The organism is Allosphingosinicella sp., from assembly GCF_035626655.1.
Lineage (GTDB): Bacteria > Pseudomonadota > Alphaproteobacteria > Sphingomonadales > Sphingomonadaceae > Allosphingosinicella.
Map to the genome: position 1 here is coordinate 26,308 of NZ_DASPNF010000006.1, position 16,272 is coordinate 42,579.

Sequence of the window (16,272 nt, forward strand, 5' to 3'; positions counted from 1 at the left end):
GCGCGCGTCACCTGCCCGTTCTGCGAATGGCGCCTGGACGTCGACAAAGGAAAGGGCGGCGCCCCGATGGGAGCGCCGCCCTGGCAGCCGGGGACAAGGCTGCTTTATCCCTTAGTGGGTGCCGGCGGTCACCGGCGCCGGACGGCGCACATTGGCGCGGGTCTCGGCGATGCAATCCTGCACCGCCTGCCTGCGGGCGAGATCGAAGCTGGCCGCCTCGCCGCAGACGTCGCGCACGGCGGCCTCGATCCGGCGGTCCAGCCGGGCCTGGCCGGCTGCGGTGGACAGGTCGAGATCGGCATAGGAGACGACACGGACTTCGGGGGCGATGGGCTTCGCGAACGCCGGCGAGAGGCTGACGGCCGAGGCAAAAGCCGCGGCGGCGAAAAGAACGGGCTTCAACATGGCAATTCTCCTGTGGGGGCTTTCAGTCATGTTCCGCCGCGCGCCGGAACGAGAGCCCATATGCTTCAGCCCGCGCCCGTTCGCCAACGAAACGAGCGACAGAGACTATAAGGAGTATTTATGGATGCGCTGCGCCCGTCAGGCGCCGAAGACGAGCTTCACATGGTCCCGGAAGAGGCGCGTGTGCCGGCCCATCAGGCCGCGGTCGTTCAGCGCCTTGGAAAGGATGATCGCGCCTTCCACGATCACCGTCACATTGTCGGCCATCGCATGCAGGTCGACCGGATATCTGGGCGGATGGCGGGCCGCGATCTCCAGCAACCAGTTGGCGAAGCGCAGGCGCAGCGCGATGACGCTCTCCGCATTCATCTCGCGCACGGCGCTGTCGAACATCTGCTCCTGATAGGTGATGGTCGCGACCAGGCAGCCGGGATGCAGGTCGGGCATCTCGTCCATCATCTCGGCATAGAGATTGAGGAAGATGAGGAAGCTCTGCAGCGGATCGTCGGCCAGCGCGCGGGCGCGCTGCTCCAGCGTGTCGAGGATCTCATTGTCCTCGGCCAGGAAGCGCTCGAGCAGCTGTCGCGCGAGGTCGTTCTTGTCCTTGAAGTGGTAGAAGAAGCCGCTCTTGGTGATCCCCGCCGCCTCGACCAGCTCGTCGATCGAGGTCGCGGCGAAGCCCTTGTGGACGATCGAATCATAGGCGACGTCGAGGATCCGCGCCCGCGTGCGCTCGCCCTTGGTGGCGCCGGCACCCGATAACTGTACCGCAGGTGCGGTTTTCTCGACGAGCTTCTCGACCATCACTTTTCTCCGCTCCCCGAACGCCCGACAAACTACCCGAAATGCGCGATTTTCGCCATTTTCTGGAAAAGCGACCGCAAAGCTTCTAGAGAGCGGGGCGCCACAAGCATAATTACGCCGCCGGTTCAATCACTGGATTATCCGGGAGCAAGTCATGTTAGGGCTTTACCATTATATCGCGCTCGGCCTGTTCGCCGCCTTCGCGGCGGCGGACTTGGCGTTCAGCGCGCGGCGCTACCCCGACGTTCGCCACTGGCGGATCAAGGGCATCGTCTCGACCCTCGTCTATTTCGCGGCGGCGACCTACGCGCCCTTGCTGTGGGACGCCTGGCTCGGCGAGCACCGCCTGTTCGCGGCCGACACTTTGCCACTCTGGGCGCAGATCCTCGGCGGCTTCCTCCTGCTCGAGCTGTTCATCTATGTCTGGCACCGGACGATGCACAACGTGCCTCTGCTGTGGCGCTGGTTCCACCAGATGCACCACAGCGCCGAGCGCGTGGATATCTGGGGCGCCTTCTATTTCTCCCCGCTCGACATGCTCGGCTGGGCGTTCCTCGGCAGCCTGGCGCTGGTGCTCGGCTTCGGGATCAGCGCGGAAGCGGCGATCGTGATCAACGTCGCCTCCACCTTCATGGGCATGTTCCAGCACACCAACATCAGGACGCCGCGCTGGGTGGGCTATCTCATTCAGCGGCCGGAGAGCCACTCCTGCCATCACGAGCGGGGCGTCCATGCCCGCAATTACGGCGACCTGCCCGTGTTCGACATGATCTTCGGCACCTTCCACAACCCGAAGACCTTCGACGGCCAGTGCGGCTTCTATGAAGGCGGTTCGGCGCGCGTCGGCGCAATGCTGGCCGGGAGGGTGATCGCATGAGCCGGATCATCATGGGCACGACCCTCCTCTTCTGCGTGCTGCTCGTCCTCGCCGTGCCTGCCACTTATGCCCAGCCGGCCGGCCCGCCGATCGACCAGGCGGGCTGGGCGGCGCGGAAGCGGACGGTGGCGCTGCCGAACGGCGTCCGGCTCGCTTATGTCGAGCTCGGCAATCCCGCGGGCAGGCCGCTGCTGCTGCTCCATGGCTATACCGACAGCAGCCGCGTCTGGACGATCCTCGCGCCCTGGCTGGCGGGGCATCGCATCCTGATCCCCGACCAGCGCGGCCATGGCGCGTCGTCGGCGCCGCGCTGCTGCTACGGGCCGTCGGACTTTACCGAGGATGCGCGGCTGTTCCTGGATGCGATGCATGTCGAGCGTGCCGCCATAGTCGGCCATTCGATGGGCAGCATGGTCGCCCAGACACTTGCCGCCGAATATCCGGAGCGGGTGACCCGCATCGTCCTGATCGGCTCCACCGCGCTAGTGCCGGTCCGTCGCGGCGACTGGATCTGGACGCAAGTCATGGGTCTGCGCGAGCCGATCGCCGGCAATCCCGCCAATGCGGAGTTCCTCCGGCTCTGGGGCCCGAGGTCCAGCCCGACCCCGGTCGATCCCGTGCTCACCCGTTATTACGAGCCGGAGATCGCGGCGACTCCGCCGCATGTCTGGCGGGGCGTGCTGCGGAGCCTGGTGGAGGTTCCGGTGGGCCGCCTCGCGGCGGACGTGCGGGCGCCGGTCCAGATCCTCTCCGGCGGCCGCGACGAGCTGTTCCCGGCCGAGCATCATGCGGCGCTGGTCGCCGCTTATCCGGGATCCGAGGCGCACGTCTTCCCGGCGCTCGGCCACAACCTCATCCTCGAGCGGCCCGAAGAGCTCGGTCCGGTTCTTGCGCGGTTCCTCGCGCAGGAGCCGGCGGCCGGAGGGTCGGCGGGCGGTTGCGGCTTGTCCTGTGCCGCGGCGGGACAGCGGCCCAACGGGGCGCTCGCGCCTCTGCCGCCCGGCATGCCGTAATTCCCGCAGATTCCGCTTGCCGGAGACGCGGGCGGGGCAGATGATGCGGCGATTGACGCGGAGGGAGAGGCCAATGAACACCGCGCGCAAGCTCAATCGCCGTTCATTTGTGACGAGGGTCGCCGGAGGAATGATCGTGGCGGGCGGCGCAGCGGCACTGATCGTGGAGCCGGTCGGAGCCCAGACCTATTCGGGGGTGACCGATTGCGACTCTGGCAGCGGGCATGACAGGCCCGGCTACGGCACCGGCCAACGCAATCAATATACCGATAGCGACACGGGCCCGACCGGAGATCCGCGCTGCCGCGGCCGCGGGCCCACGCGCCGGGAAGGGACGCCGTCCGGGCACGGCCGCTACTCCGGCCCGGCCCCGAACTGCTCCGACTCGGACGGCGGGCCCGGAGCCGATCCCGGCGGGCGCGGGGTGCGCTGCAACGGCCAGACCCCCAATCCGCGCCTTCCGCCGGGGCGCACGCGTCACTGCAGCGACTCCGATCGCGGCAACCATGCCGACCCCCTCCAGCAGGGCGTGCGATGCTGAGCCGAGCGGCGCTGCTGGCGCTCGCGCTCGGCGCCTGCAGCGGCGCGGCTGGCAATGACAAGGGACCGCAGGTCGGCGGGAATGAAACCGCCGCGGCCACTGCGGCGCAGCAGGCGTCCGTCACCTCGCCGCTCGTCGGCCTCTGGACCCAGACGAACCCGCCCTGCGCGACTGGAACGCCGCCGCCGGCCAAGGTCGAGGAACTGGAGTTCGAGCCGGGCGGGCGCGCGCTCGTCACCTTCGGCGCATTCGAGACCTATCATGATTATTGGGGCCCCTATCGCCACGACCCCGCCAGCGGGGCGCTGCGCATGACCGTCGAACGCGGCAATTCCATCCCGCGCGACGTCGACCTCGACGGGAGCGCCACGATCACGCCCGATGGCGAGCTGGTGCTGAGCGGCATCAGCTTCGGCACGCCCGCCGGCGCAAGCCCGGAGGCGCGGAACTGCACGTTGCGCTTTACCCGCCGACGATGAGCAGCAGGAAAGGATTTGTCATGCGTCTCTTGCCGATCGCTGCCGCCTGCGCGCTGACTGCGCTCACAGCCACGCCCGCGGCTGCGGCGCTGCCCCCCAATTACCAGCGCCTCGCCGAGCTGCGCGCGGTGCTTGCCTTGCCCGAGGTCGGCCGCGCCTTCGATCTCGAGCCGATCGAGCGGATCGAATATGCGGCGCGGGACCTTTATCGTCTCAGCGCCGGCCGCTGCCATCTCGACGTCAGGATCGTCGACCTGCCCACCCCGCGCAACGTCGTCGGCGCCCGCCGCTTCGAGGCCCGGGCCGGCCGCCGCATCTGCCGGCGGTAGCGCGTCGCGCCCGACTCCTCGCCTTTGCGACACGATTTCGGCTCCGTTCAGCGGCGGGCTGGCAGGGTTGCGCCACATTCGAGGGCGGGAGGAAGGCGCATGCGGAGCGGGCTTGTGGCACTGGGCATGGGTGCGGCGCTGCTGGCGGCCGGGCCGGCGGCGGCGGCGGTCCCGGCCAACATGCAGCAGCGTGGCCAGCTTCGGCAGATCATCGACCTGCCCGCACTCGCCGATTTCTTCCCGGTCACCCGCCTCGAGCTGGTCGCGGCGGACACCTGGCGACTGACCGCGGGCCGCTGCCATGTCGACGTCCGCATGGTCGCGGTGCGCTGGCGCGGCGAGGGCCTGCTCGGCCCGCGCCTCGAGCCCCGCGCCGGGCGCCGGGTCTGCCGGCGCTGAGCGCCGTGATCGCGGTCACGCGGCGAGCCTCCGCCCCGGCGCTATCCGTCCTTCCCCCGAGAGAGGAGAGGGACAATGGAGACCTTCAAGAATGCGACGCTGCCGCAGCAGGATCGCGAATTCTATCTGAACGGACGCGGCGTGCGTGCCGCCCAGCTCGGCCCCTATGGCGTGCCCGTGCGGATCCGGACCCGGGCCTACGGCTTCCATCGCGGCGGCGGCGGCTCGACCGCGTCGCTGACCCTGCTCCATGGCGGCGCTCCGGCAGGAACGGCGACCGATGCGAATTTCGACCTCGCCAATCTGCAGGTGATCTACAACATCATCCTCGACCCCGGCCAGGCCGCCACCTTCGCCATCAAGTCCGACAATCATGGCGCGACCGAGCGCTATGTCGGCTTCGAATTCTGGCTGAGCGTCGCCTGACGCGGGGGCCTCGTCAGCGGGCCAGCTGCCCGCGCACCGCGCCGTTGGGAAAGGCGGCGTTGTGGACGTTGACGTAGAAGCCCGCGGGCGTCCGGATCAGCTCCTGGGCAAGCTCGCGCGCGACGCTGACGCAGCCTTCGCTCGACCCGTCGGCGGGCGGATCTAAATTGACCACGACCGGGCCGGCGGCGTCCGCCGCACCGCGATGGATATGGGCGAGCGTGGCGGCGTCGATATTGGCGACGTTGATCGTGTAGCAGACCTGGCCCTGGCCGGCATTGATCCGGAGCGTGGCGGTGCCGCTGCCGTCGGGATCGCCGGGGCCGGGCCGCTCGGCGGCGCCGGTCAGCGCGACGGTGTAGGGACGGCCACCCTCGGGGTCGGGCGGCGAGGCGGGCTGCCCGGCGGACGCGACGGCGGCGGTGGCGAATGCCGCAAGCGCCGCGGCAAACGGAAGGTGTGCAGTCATGATGATGCTCCTTGCTGGCGCGCGGGCGTCCGACGACGGGCACGACAAGGGCCGCACCGGAGGGCGCGCTGGCCTAGGAACGGGCGGAGACCGTGCGGGTTCCCCCGGAGGGCCGGAGCCCGGCCCTACTGAAACGTGCCCTTGCGGCCGAAGCTTCCGGCGGGCGGACGGGGCGGCGTCTCGCCACCGAAGGACGCCGGCGCGCCCGACGGAGCGCCGGGCGGCACGGCCGTGCCGGCGCCGCGGCGGGCGAGATAGCGCGCCATGGCGGCATCGGCGTCGAAATCGCTCTTCGGCTCCTCGATCGCACCGTCGGTCGCGCTCAGGCCGGCCCTGGGCGGCGGCGGGGTCGCGGCCGTCTTGAGCCGCCACAGGAACAGCAGGGCGAAGAGGATGGTGAGCGCGCCGAGGCCGATCCGCGTCGGGCCGAGGGCGCCGTCCAGCAGGCCGTAGGACGCATTGTTGACGCTCGTGAAATAGAGGAACAGCCCGCCGAAGAACAGGATCGGAATCAGCGCCCCGACCAGCCCGAACCAGGATTTCGCCGTCTTCATCGTCCGCCTCCGACAGATGGGAGGCATTTATGATGCGGAATTGGTAAGACATGGTGAACGCGGGCAAGCGCCGTCGCCGCAATCGAGTCGGGCGCGGAACGATTGCCGCGGCGGACGGTTGACTGCCGGTGGCGGGCAGGGACCGCCGGCCGGGGAGACGCGACATGGCCAGGGACAGGAAGCCTAAGCAGGAAGCGGAGCCGATCGCCGACGAGGCGCTGGACGAGGTGACAGGTGCGGGCAACACGCCGCCGCCCCCGCCGCCGCCCTCGCCGCCGCCGCGCCGGCCGGGCAATGTGATCCAGGGCAATTATATCGGCACCGACGCCAGCGGCACCAGCTGAGCGCGCAGCGCGGGCCGGTCCCGACCGGACGGGGAAGGGAGGCGGGCGACCGGCCTAGCCGCCGGTCTCGGCGATGCAGGCGCTCATCGTGCCCTGGAAGCGGCTCTCATAGTCGCCGGAGCGCTCCTCGGCCTCGAGCTGGGCGAGCGTGCGGCCGGCCATGACGCGATCGACGGCGCAGGCGCAATGCCGGTCGACCGGCGTGCCCGGCGGCGCCGTTTCCCGGCCGCCTTCGACGCAGCCGCGCATCGCATCCTGCCGGAAGGCGGCGAGCCCCGCGGCGTCGGCGGCGGCGGGGGCCGGCGTGGCGAGAGCATTGGCAGGAGCGGCGGGGCCAGGCGGCGCGGCAGCATTGACGGCGGCATTGCCGGGCTGCTGCCCCGATGAGCCACAGCCGGCGAGCGCAGCGAGCAGGATCAGGCTTGTCGGCAGGCGCATCGCATCATCTCCTTCCAGACATCAGCGGCCGATCTTCGGGAGCAGCCAGGCCTTGGCGTCGGCGAATTCGGCGTCGGTGAGGGCGCCGTCCTTCCAGAGCCCGGTGAGCCGCTCCAGCTCGGCGACCGGGCTGTCATCCGCCTCGTCCGCGGCATCGCCCCCGGCGGCGCGGGCGCGGGCGAACATGTCCTTCACGTCGGCGGGCGCGCTGTCTTCCATGTCGACCCCGAACATCCATTTCTCCTCGTCGGCCCGGTCGTACCAGACCGGGAAGCGCTCGCCCGCGCGCGGGATCGCGACCCGCGACACGGTCACCGTCTTGCTGCGCTCGACCGGCGGCCCGCCGTCGATCGGGTCGACGCGCATGCGGATTTTGACGTGCGGATTGTCGTTGATCGTCATGCCGGTGTCGGTGACCTCGACGATCGTGCCGACCCCCTTCGCGCCTGTCTGGTAGAGGGTCTCGGCCAGCTCGCGCTTTCGCGCGAGCATCCGCCCCCCGGCCAGGCCGAGGAAGAGCGGCAGCAGCCCGCAGAGGAAGAAGATGCCGCCGAACAGCCAGCCGAACAGCTCCATGTCCGGCATCAGCCCGAGCCAGGTCGGGATCAGGGCGGAGAGGCCGACCGCGAGGAACAGGCCCGCGAAGACCAGGAAGCCGCCGCCCAGGAACATCCCGATCACCGCGAGCACGATCCCGCCCGGAATGGCGAGCGCGACCCAGCCGGACGGGCTGGACGAGCAGCTGCCGGAGGCGGCGACCCGGGCGGCGCTCTCGAGGCAGGCCGCGGTGAAGGCGGTGAACAGGGCCCAGCCCATCAGGCCGGCGCCGGCAAGACCGGTCAGCATCCCGATCCAGGTGCGGCCCTTCAGCATGAGGCGAGTGTAAGCGGGCCGTTTCGGGGTCGCAAGGAGGGGCCGGGCGGATGGTCCGAATGTTCGCACCGGCCATGGGGATGACCGGCGACGGAAGCTGACGGTCTGGAACCTGACAAAGCTGACACGATAATCCAACAGCCTTGGGCAGCGCCGCGCGGCGGGCATCGGCGGCACAAGGGCCGCCCGGCGGGCGGGTGCGAGGGCTGACCATCGGCAAGCGTAGGACAGAGGAAATCCTACATTGCAAGGCGAGGCTGGCCCGTTCCGGAGCCAAAGCCAGGGCGGCACCGAAGCGTGACGGCGATCACGCATCGCCCGCGCTCATGCCTGTACGGATCGTCCACCAACCAGAGGGGAGACGATCGATGCGCATGATAATCGCAATTTCCGGCCTGCTGGCCCTGTGCGTGGCGCCGCCCGCGGCGGCGCAGACACTGCCCGCCAACCGGACGCTCGAGCCGACGCCCGAGGTCGCGGCGGCGATCCGCCCCGGCAGCACGCTCCGGATCGAGGCCGATCTGGCGCCGCGTGCGGCGGGCTGGCGCGGAGTCCGCAACTGCCACAGGGCCGAGCGCGCACGGAGCGCGCTCCGCGCCGCCTTCGACAGCTGGCTGGGCGCGCAGGTCCGGGCCCACCCGGGGCGGCGGGTCTTGCGGCACGGCTGGAACACCGCCCGCTATACCTACCGCAACGGCCGCGATCCCTGGCCAGACAATTCGCGCTGGTGCCGGGGGCGGTTGGTCCGCGCCCCCGCCTATGTCGAGTTCCACTAGAGCGTGACGAACGCTCCGGATAATAGCCGCCTTGGCGCGGGTCCGGCTTGTCATAATTATAGGCCGCCCAGGTGGCATAGTCGGCGCCATAGGTCGTGCAGCCGCCGGCCGCGGAGGCGGCCAGGGCCAGACACAATGCCTTGCGCATCGTCTCTGTCCTCGTTTCAGGAACGGAGGGATAATGGCGGGGCGCGCTTTGGTTGCGGTGGAGCGCGCGCGCCCTGGGAGCGGAGGACCGCGACCGCCCGATGCGGGCGCCTCACCCGGCAACCGTGATCCGGATCACGCGCGGACGGCGGGACTTCAGACGATCCTTCGATCGGCGATTCGCGCCGAACAAGGGAGGAAGCAATGAAGTCAATGTCTTTGGCGGCCGCAATTCTGCTTGGCTCCGCAGGAGCCGCCGCGGCGACGGGAAGTTCGGCATCCGTCGAAGCCCAGGTGAGCGGTCCCGGGGTGGCCACCCACTGCGTCGTGTTCATGACCGACGGCAGCCGTATCGTGGTCACTTACGGCACGACGAACGCAAGCTGCGTCGCGCTCGGGCGGCGATGCGCGGGGGATGCGTCCTATACCGGGATCACTTTCTATTCCTCGCCGGTCTATTCCGGGTCGCCCTTCCGGATCTGCAATCTGACGCGCTGACGTTTCGCGGCACCGGCCGCCCACGCCCCGGTCCGTTCCGGAGCCAAGGCAAGGCCTGCGCCAGGGCGCGACGGCGAGCACCGCATGCGCAGGCCCCGTGCAGACGGCGGCCGGCCCACCGGGCGGGACCATGGAGAATGACGCTCTGGCCTGCCGTTTCGGAGCCGGGAACGTCCGTCGGGCCGCTAATGCCCGCGGCGGGCGAAACTGGCGGCGGAGAGAATCAGGGCGGCAGCGTCCTCGCGCATCGCGCGGCGGACCGCCTCCTCCTCGCGGAAGCGGGCGGTGCGGGAGGCGCGCGCGGCCATCTCCTCCCAGGCGGCCGCGGCGCGCAGATGGCGCGCGCGGACGTTGGCCAGCGTGGTCGCGTCGGCGGCCTGCCGGGCCTCGGTGGCGCGTTCCTCGTAGAAAGCGAGCGTGGTCACGGGTCTGCGCCTCCGGAGCGGGAAAGATATGCCGGCGGGGGCCGCGGCCCGCTATTCGAATCCGCGCCCCCGCCGGTGCCCCCGGTTCGGCACGGCCGCCAACCGGAGAGAAGGCGGCGGCGCCGGAGCCATGGGGCACGCCGCCCGCCCCGGGGAAAACCGGGCGAACGGCGGCAAGGGTCAGGCGTTCTGCAGGTTGACCGCGCTGGTCTTGCCGCGCTGGTCCTGCTCGAGCTCGTAGGAGACGCGCTGCTCGGGGGCGAGCGTCCCCATGCCGGCCTTCTCCAGCGCGCTGATATGGACGAAGGCGTCGTTCCCGCCACCTTCCGGCGTGATGAAGCCGTAGCCCTTGGCCGCATTGAAGAATTTCACTTTACCGATGGGCATTGACCTGTTCCTTTCAGGTGGACGAAGCCGGAACTGGCGCGTCCCTTGGTTCGGGTTGCGGGGAACAGGCGCCGGCCCCCGGCGGGACCGGAGGCCGGCGCCACCCCTTAGAGGCGGGGCGCGCGGACGCCGGGGCCGAGCCCGGCCGCGGTGAGCGTGGCGCGCCGGCGGATGTCGATGCGGTCGCGATAGAGATCGGCGAGGCCGAGATGGGCGTCGCGCGAGGCGATACAGCCGGCGGCGATCGCGCGCAGGCGTTCGACGCCCTCGCGGTGAATCAGGGCATTGAGGTCCATGACGGGCGCTCCTTACATGCAAGCGGGAGCGCGCGGAGGGCGGCCGGGCCGCCGAACGGAGCGGGGCAGGCCCCGCAGTCTCTCAGCCGCCGGCAGGCTCACGAAAGGTGGAGGCCGGCGATGAGCGGGGCTTAGCATGGTTCGGGGGGAATGCCTAATCGGGAGGTGAGGCGTTAGTGCACCGTCCCCGGTCCCGACGAAGGAGGCAATGATGCTGAAACCCACACGCGTGGCGGCGAGGCTGCCGGCGCAGGATCTGGAGCGGGCGCGGGCCTGGTATCGGGACAAGCTCGGGCTGGAGCCGGCGGAGGAAAGGCCGGGCGGGCTGCGCTATCTGGTGGGGGGCTGCGAGTTCGTGGTCTTCCAGTCGGCGGGCGCGTCGGACGGGTCGTTCACCCAGCTGGCGTTCGAGGTGGCGGACATAAAGGCGACGGCGGCGGCGCTGAAGGCGCGCGGGGTGCGGTTCGAGGAGTATGACCTGCCGGGGCTCAGGACGGAGGACGGCATCGCGACGATCGAGGGGCAGTATCCGAGCAAGGGGACTGGCGAGCGGGGCGGCTGGTTTCGGGACAGCGAGGGGAATTTGATCGGGGTGGGGGAGGTTCTTGAGCGCTCGGCGGCGGGCTTCCCGGTGAGTTAGATGCATTCAGTAACCTGGCACCGTAAACGCCCCCGTATCTACCAGAATCGACCTCATTCATGTGGCCATGATCGCCTTCAGGCGGTTTTTTGTGGAAATCCCACGAACAATGCTATGAGAACTCGGAAACACGATGCCAGCCGAGGCCGCGATGCTCATATCCTTCAAGGTCAGAAACTATAAATCGTTCTTGGACGAGGCGCACCTGAGTGCCATCGCGAAGAGCAGCGAAAAGTCTCTTCCCGACACCCCCATCCAAGCCGGCCCAAGACTCAAGATTCTGCCTGCTGTTGCTATCTACGGCTCAAATGCATCGGGCAAAACAAACTTACTCAAAGCGCTAGCATACATGAAAGAAGCCGTCGGCGCTTCCCATGCCCGCTGGAAGCCCGACTCTAGTACTCAAATTGACCCCCATACCGCTAATAGGAAGGGAACCTCGCTCTTCGAAGTTGAAATTATGCTTGACGAGGTCCGTTATCGCTACGGCTTTTGTGGCACTATCACACATTTCTGTGAGGAGTGGCTTTATAGCTATCCAAAGGGTCGTGAAAGGATACTATTTCATAGACGGAGTCGAGGCGACGCCGTTAGTCATGACGACTCTTTCGAATTCGGTAGCTTTCTCAAGGGAGGAAAGCGGGATAATTCATCGACAGCCCGCCGGACGCGACAAAATAGCCTTTTTGTATCCGCCGGAGCCCAAGATAACCAAGAGGACTGCTTACGTATTTATAACTGGTTCACAGAGCGCGTATTTCAACAAACAGACCCCGCCACTCAAGGTCTTGAGGTTCAATTTACGGCTCGATTAGCTCGCGATTTCCCGAAATTCAAGCGCTTGCTGCTTCCTACTCTGAGACTCGCGGATGAAAGCATCAGTGACGTTGAGCTTCTTACTGAGGACGGCCCTTCAGACGACACTTCACGAGATGATGCCGAGAGATTCTTCCGCGAGAATCTAAGGATCCGGACTGAGTTCCTTGTGAACATTGTTGGGGAAGTTGAGAGACTGCCGTTTGACAGGGAGTCACGAGGAACCAAGAAATTGTATGCGGTTGCGGGCGAGCTAATTACCGCCCTTTTGGTTGGCGGAGTGCTAGTGATAGACGAACTGGAAGCTAGCATGCACCCTCACCTGGCGAGCCGCATTGTGGCCATATTTCAAAATAAAGCGTCAAACCCTAATGGAGCGCAACTGGTATTTTCAACTCATGAGAGTAGGCTTTTGAATCTCAAACACCTGCGACGCGATCAAGTATGGTTTGTCGAGAAAGAGGATGGCAAGTCGAGTGTATACTCACTACTGGAATTCTCTCCTCGGAAGGACGAGAATTTTGAAGCCGGCTATCTTCGAGGGAGATATGGGGCATTGCCCTCTTTGGGGATAAGCCCAGAGTGGATTGAACTGATCAACACGACCACGCTGAAGCCGAGTGACCGTGCCGGTGCCTAACCCGAGGAAACTTGAACGTAAAGCCGCTGGTCGCTCTGCCAACGATTATACTATTATTGTTGCATATGACGGGGAGAAAACCGAGGACTCATATTTTCGGGGCTGGCAACTCATCCTTCCCCCAGCACGATTAACCTTGGAGCCTATTTTCATTCGGAGTGGGGGCAATCCGCTACGGGCCGTTGAAATGGCCTCGAGGCATGCGCGTCGCGCTCGCGATTTCGCCGAATTCTGGTGCGTTTGTGACGTAGACGATTCAACTGATCAAACGTTGGAGCAGGCTTTTGCTCAAGCTGCTAAGCATGCGATCAAACTGTGCTTATCGAGACGTAGCTTCGAAATCTGGCTCCTTCTCCATTTTGAGCGCACCGACCGAGCAATCACTTCGGAGGCGGATGCAGTAGCGCAAGTGGCGGCCCACATCCCCCAATATACACGCAGCTCTAAGGTAGCACCCTTCTACACTCTGCTGCCTCGCACGGACGCGGCAGTCGCGAATGGAGCCTGGTTAGACACTAGGCAAACGGTAAACCCGTCAACCCAAGTTCATCATTTGGTTCGCAAGCTGAATCAAAACCTGAAATAATCCTTCAATGAAGCCCAGGGCTCACTCAGCGGCCTCCCGCTCCCGCTTCGGAGCCCGGGCCCGCCCCTTGCTCAGCTTCATCGCCGGCCCGGACTCCGCCCGCTCAGAACGCGCCAAAATATCCTTCAGATACTGCCCCGTATAAGACCGCGGCGCCTCGGCCACATCCTCCGGCGTCCCCTCGGCCACGACCTCCCCGCCCTTGTCGCCCCCTTCCGGCCCAAGGTCGATGATCCAGTCCGCGGTCTTAATGACCTCGAGGTTATGCTCGATCACCACCACGCTGTTCCCCTGCTCCACCAGCGCGTGGAGCACCTCCAGCAATTTCCGCACATCCTCGAAATGCAGCCCCGTGGTCGGCTCGTCCAATATGTAGAGCGTCTGCCCGGTCGCCCGCCGCGACAGCTCCTTGGCCAGCTTCACCCGCTGGGCCTCGCCGCCGCTGAGCGTGGTCGCCTGCTGGCCGACCTTGATGTAACCGAGGCCGACCTCCTCCAGCATGCGCATCTTGTCGCGGATCGGGGGGACGGCCTTGAAGAATTCGGCGGCGTCCTCGACGGTCATGTCGAGCACGTCGGCGATCGACTTGCCCTTGAACTTCACCTCCAGCGTCTCGCGATTGTAGCGCTGGCCGTGGCAGACGTCGCAGGTGACGTAGACGTCGGGCAGGAAGTGCATCTCGATCTTGATCAGGCCGTCGCCCGAGCAGGCCTCGCAGCGGCCGCCCTTGACGTTGAAGGAGAAGCGGCCGGGCTTGTAGCCGCGCGCCTGGCTCTCGGGCAGGCCGGCGAACCAGTCGCGGATGTTGGTGAAGGCGCCGGTATAGGTGGCCGGGTTGGAGCGCGGGGTGCGGCCGATCGGCGACTGATCGATGTCGATCACCTTGTCGAGATATTCGAGGCCGGTGATCTTCTCGTGGCGGCCGGCGGTGACGCGGGCGCCGTTCAGGTGGCGGGCGGCGGCGGCGTAGAGCGTGTCGATGGTGAAGCTCGACTTGCCCGAGCCGGAGACGCCGGTGATGCAGGTGAAGGTGCCGAGCGGGATCGAGGCGGTGACATCCTTGAGGTTGTTGGCGCGGGCGCCGCTGAGCGTGAGCTTCCTGCCGGTGCCGGGGCGGCGGAAGGGCGGGAGCGGGACGGCGCGGCGGCCGGTGAGATAGTCGGCGGTGAGGCTGTCGGTGCAGGCGAGCACCTCGTCCAGCTGGCCGTGGCAGACGATCTCGCCGCCATGGACGCCGGCGCCCGGGCCCATGTCGATCACATAATCGGCCTGGCGGATCGCATCCTCGTCATGCTCGACGACGAGCACGGTGTTGCCGAGATCGCGGAGGCGCTTGAGGGTGACGAGGAGGCGGTCATTGTCGCGCTGGTGGAGGCCGATCGAGGGCTCGTCGAGCACGTAGAGCACGCCGGAGAGGCCCGAGCCGATCTGGCTGGCGAGGCGGATGCGCTGGCTCTCGCCGCCGGAGAGCGTGCCCGAGGTGCGGTTCAGGTCGAGATAGTCGAGGCCGACATTGTTGAGGAAGCCGAGCCGCTCGTTAATCTCCTTGAGGATGGCGCGGGCGATCTCCTGCTGGGTCGGGGTGAGCTTCTCCTCGAGCGTGGAGAACCAGGCCAGCGCATGGCGGACCGAGCGGGCGGTGGCCTGGCTGATATGCTCGCCGGCGATCTTCACCGCGAGCGGCTCCGGGCGGAGGCGGGCGCCGTGGCAGATTTCGCAGGGGGCGGGGCTCTGATATTTGGAGAGCTCCTCCTGCATCCAGGCGCTCTCGGTCTGCAGCATGCGGCGGTTGAGATTGCCGATCACGCCGTCGAACGCCTTGTTGACCTCGTAGGACTTGCGGCCGTCGACGAAGCGCAGGGTGACCGGGCGGCCCCTGGTGCCGTTCAGGATGATGTCGTGGATCTCGGGCGGGAGCTCCTGCCAGGGCGTGTCGAGGCTGAAGTCGAACTCGCGGGCGAGGCTGCCGAGGACCTGCATGTAATAAGGCGAGGGCGGGTTGGAGCGGGCCCAGGGGACGATCGCGCCCTTCTTGATGGAGAGCGCCTCGTTGGGGACGATCAGCTCCGGATCGAAGAGCTGCTTCTCGCCGAGCCCGTCGCAGCCCGGGCAGGCGCCCTGCGGGGCGTTGAACGAGAAAAGGCGCGGCTCGATCTCGGCGATGGTGAAGCCGGAGACCGGGCAGGCGAACTTCTCGGAGAAAATGATGCGGCCCTCGGGGGCGTGGGTGGCGAGGACGTTGCGCTCGGCCGCGGCCTCCAGCGCGGCGGCGACGCCGGTGCGCTCCGTGGACTCATCGTCGTCCGAGGGCTCGGGCGTGAAGGTCTGGCGTGCTTCGTTGACCGCCGCTGACGGCGCGTCGGCCGGGTCGAGATAGACGAGGCCGTCGGCGAGCTTGAGCGCGGTCTCGAGGCTGTCCGCCAGGCGGGTCTCGATGCCCCCGCGCACGACCAGCCGGTCGACCACCACCTCGATGTCGTGCTTGAAATTCTTCTCGAGGGCGGGCGCCTCCTCGATCTCGTAGAATTTGCCGTCGATGCGGACCCGCGTGAAGCCGGCCTTCTGCCATTCGGCCAGCTCCTTGCGATACTCGCCCTTGCGGCCACGGACGACCGGGGCGAGCAGATAGAGGCGCGTGCCCTCGGGCAGCTGCATGGTCCGGTCGACCATCTGGCTGACCGTCTGCGCGGCGATCGGCTCGCCGGTGACGGGTGAGTAAGGCACGCCGACCCGCGCCCAGAGCAGCCGCATATAATCGTAGATCTCGGTGACGGTGGCGACCGTGGAGCGCGGATTCCTGGACGTCGTCTTCTGCTCGATCGAGATGGCCGGCGAGAGGCCCTCGATATGGTCGACGTCGGGCTTCTGCATCATCTCGAGGAACTGGCGCGCATAGGCGCTCAGCGACTCGACGTAGCGGCGCTGCCCCTCGGCATAGATGGTGTCGAAGGCGAGGCTGGATTTGCCCGAGCCCGAGAGCCCGGTGATCACCGTCAGCGTCTCGCGCGGGATATCGACGTCGATATCCTTGAGATTGTGCTCGCGCGCGCCGCGGACAGAAAGATGAGTCAGCATCGGTGAGGCCGTTCCAGATTTGTTCTTGTGATTAA

23 protein-coding genes are annotated in these 16,272 nt (G+C 67.3%); 13 read left to right on the forward strand and 10 right to left on the reverse strand.

Features of this window, described 5'->3' with window-relative positions; translation table 11 throughout:
• Positions 1-111: 111 nt before the first annotated feature.
• Together VEC11_RS06120 and VEC11_RS06125 are read right to left on the reverse strand one after the other, a co-directional pair.
• On the reverse strand, positions 112-405 hold the full coding sequence (locus tag VEC11_RS06120; RefSeq protein WP_464129753.1) for a UrcA family protein: 294 nt from the start codon (positions 403-405) through the stop codon (positions 112-114).
• A gap of 138 nt (positions 406-543) precedes the next feature.
• Positions 544-1,209: a TetR/AcrR family transcriptional regulator gene (locus VEC11_RS06125; protein WP_464129754.1), complete on the reverse strand. Its 666-nt coding sequence runs from the start codon at positions 1,207-1,209 to the stop codon at positions 544-546.
• Between the two features lie 154 nt (positions 1,210-1,363).
• On the opposite strand from VEC11_RS06125, the gene VEC11_RS06130 reads away from it, so the two are divergent.
• The 7 genes from VEC11_RS06130 (at position 1,364) to VEC11_RS06160 (ending at position 5,273) form a co-directional block, all read left to right on the forward strand.
• Positions 1,364-2,086 (forward strand): sterol desaturase family protein, encoded by a 723-nt coding sequence (locus VEC11_RS06130; RefSeq protein ID WP_464129755.1) that lies wholly within the window; start codon positions 1,364-1,366, stop codon positions 2,084-2,086.
• Positions 2,083-3,099: an alpha/beta fold hydrolase gene (locus VEC11_RS06135; RefSeq protein WP_464129756.1), complete on the forward strand. Its 1,017-nt coding sequence runs from the start codon at positions 2,083-2,085 to the stop codon at positions 3,097-3,099. Before VEC11_RS06130 ends, VEC11_RS06135 begins: the two co-directional genes overlap by 4 nt.
• Before the next feature lie 73 nt (positions 3,100-3,172).
• Positions 3,173-3,640, forward strand: a complete 468-nt coding sequence (locus VEC11_RS06140) for a hypothetical protein (protein ID WP_464129757.1) — start codon at positions 3,173-3,175, stop codon at positions 3,638-3,640.
• A complete protein-coding gene (locus VEC11_RS06145; RefSeq protein ID WP_464129758.1) occupies positions 3,634-4,119 on the forward strand; it encodes a hypothetical protein in 486 nt (161 codons plus the stop codon). Before VEC11_RS06140 ends, VEC11_RS06145 begins: the two co-directional genes overlap by 7 nt.
• A 20-nt stretch (positions 4,120-4,139) precedes the next feature.
• A complete protein-coding gene (locus VEC11_RS06150) occupies positions 4,140-4,448 on the forward strand; it encodes a hypothetical protein (RefSeq protein ID WP_464129759.1) in 309 nt (102 codons plus the stop codon).
• 99 nt (positions 4,449-4,547) lie between these two features.
• The gene (locus VEC11_RS06155; RefSeq protein WP_464129760.1) at positions 4,548-4,847 is read left to right on the forward strand and encodes a hypothetical protein; all 300 of its coding nucleotides are present in this window, start codon (positions 4,548-4,550) and stop codon (positions 4,845-4,847) included.
• Between the two features lie 75 nt (positions 4,848-4,922).
• Positions 4,923-5,273 carry a hypothetical protein gene (locus VEC11_RS06160; RefSeq protein WP_464129761.1) on the forward strand — a complete coding sequence of 117 codons (351 nt, stop codon included), beginning with the start codon at positions 4,923-4,925 and terminating at the stop codon, positions 5,271-5,273.
• Between the two features lie 13 nt (positions 5,274-5,286).
• Here VEC11_RS06160 and VEC11_RS06165 read toward each other — a convergent pair whose 3' ends face one another.
• Both VEC11_RS06165 and VEC11_RS06170 read right to left on the reverse strand, forming a co-directional pair.
• Positions 5,287-5,742 carry a CHRD domain-containing protein gene (locus tag VEC11_RS06165; protein ID WP_464129762.1) on the reverse strand — a complete coding sequence of 152 codons (456 nt, stop codon included), beginning with the start codon at positions 5,740-5,742 and terminating at the stop codon, positions 5,287-5,289.
• Between the two features lie 125 nt (positions 5,743-5,867).
• On the reverse strand, positions 5,868-6,296 hold the full coding sequence (locus VEC11_RS06170) for a hypothetical protein (protein ID WP_464129763.1): 429 nt from the start codon (positions 6,294-6,296) through the stop codon (positions 5,868-5,870).
• A 164-nt stretch (positions 6,297-6,460) separates the two neighbouring features.
• Between VEC11_RS06170 and VEC11_RS06175 the strand changes: the two genes are divergently transcribed.
• Positions 6,461-6,640 (forward strand): hypothetical protein, encoded by a 180-nt coding sequence (locus VEC11_RS06175; protein WP_464129764.1) that lies wholly within the window; start codon positions 6,461-6,463, stop codon positions 6,638-6,640.
• 54 nt (positions 6,641-6,694) lie between these two features.
• Here the strand turns inward: VEC11_RS06175 and VEC11_RS06180 are convergent, their stop codons facing one another.
• The gene (locus VEC11_RS06180; protein ID WP_464129765.1) at positions 6,695-7,078 is read right to left on the reverse strand and encodes a hypothetical protein; all 384 of its coding nucleotides are present in this window, start codon (positions 7,076-7,078) and stop codon (positions 6,695-6,697) included.
• 21 nt (positions 7,079-7,099) lie between these two features.
• Positions 7,100-7,951 (reverse strand): hypothetical protein, encoded by an 852-nt coding sequence (locus VEC11_RS06185; protein WP_464129766.1) that lies wholly within the window; start codon positions 7,949-7,951, stop codon positions 7,100-7,102.
• A gap of 368 nt (positions 7,952-8,319) precedes the next feature.
• Here VEC11_RS06185 and VEC11_RS06190 point away from each other — a divergent pair, with 368 nt between their 5' ends.
• Positions 8,320-8,727, forward strand: coding sequence for a hypothetical protein (locus VEC11_RS06190; protein ID WP_464129767.1), 408 nt, complete (start codon positions 8,320-8,322; stop codon positions 8,725-8,727).
• Between the two features lie 351 nt (positions 8,728-9,078).
• The gene (locus VEC11_RS06195) at positions 9,079-9,372 is read left to right on the forward strand and encodes a hypothetical protein (protein ID WP_464129768.1); all 294 of its coding nucleotides are present in this window, start codon (positions 9,079-9,081) and stop codon (positions 9,370-9,372) included.
• A 185-nt stretch (positions 9,373-9,557) separates the two neighbouring features.
• Here the strand turns inward: VEC11_RS06195 and VEC11_RS06200 are convergent, their stop codons facing one another.
• From VEC11_RS06200 to VEC11_RS06210, 3 genes are all read right to left on the reverse strand, one after another.
• Positions 9,558-9,797 (reverse strand): hypothetical protein, encoded by a 240-nt coding sequence (locus tag VEC11_RS06200; protein WP_464129769.1) that lies wholly within the window; start codon positions 9,795-9,797, stop codon positions 9,558-9,560.
• Positions 9,798-9,977: 180 nt separating this feature from the next.
• A complete protein-coding gene (locus VEC11_RS06205) occupies positions 9,978-10,184 on the reverse strand; it encodes a cold-shock protein (RefSeq protein WP_464129770.1) in 207 nt (68 codons plus the stop codon).
• A 107-nt stretch (positions 10,185-10,291) separates the two neighbouring features.
• Positions 10,292-10,480 carry a hypothetical protein gene (locus tag VEC11_RS06210; protein WP_464129771.1) on the reverse strand — a complete coding sequence of 63 codons (189 nt, stop codon included), beginning with the start codon at positions 10,478-10,480 and terminating at the stop codon, positions 10,292-10,294.
• Between the two features lie 211 nt (positions 10,481-10,691).
• Between VEC11_RS06210 and VEC11_RS06215 the strand changes: the two genes are divergently transcribed.
• From VEC11_RS06215 to VEC11_RS06225, 3 genes are all read left to right on the forward strand, one after another.
• Positions 10,692-11,120 (forward strand): VOC family protein, encoded by a 429-nt coding sequence (locus VEC11_RS06215; RefSeq protein ID WP_464129772.1) that lies wholly within the window; start codon positions 10,692-10,694, stop codon positions 11,118-11,120.
• A gap of 190 nt (positions 11,121-11,310) precedes the next feature.
• Positions 11,311-12,576 carry an AAA family ATPase gene (locus VEC11_RS06220; protein WP_464129773.1) on the forward strand — a complete coding sequence of 422 codons (1,266 nt, stop codon included), beginning with the start codon at positions 11,311-11,313 and terminating at the stop codon, positions 12,574-12,576.
• Positions 12,569-13,162 (forward strand): RloB family protein, encoded by a 594-nt coding sequence (locus VEC11_RS06225; RefSeq protein WP_464129802.1) that lies wholly within the window; start codon positions 12,569-12,571, stop codon positions 13,160-13,162. Before VEC11_RS06220 ends, VEC11_RS06225 begins: the two co-directional genes overlap by 8 nt.
• Positions 13,163-13,183: 21 nt before the next feature.
• On the opposite strand, the gene uvrA is transcribed toward VEC11_RS06225, so the two are convergent.
• Positions 13,184-16,237, reverse strand: coding sequence for an excinuclease ABC subunit UvrA (gene uvrA / locus VEC11_RS06230; RefSeq protein ID WP_464129774.1), 3,054 nt, complete (start codon positions 16,235-16,237; stop codon positions 13,184-13,186).
• Positions 16,238-16,272 lie beyond the last annotated feature (35 nt).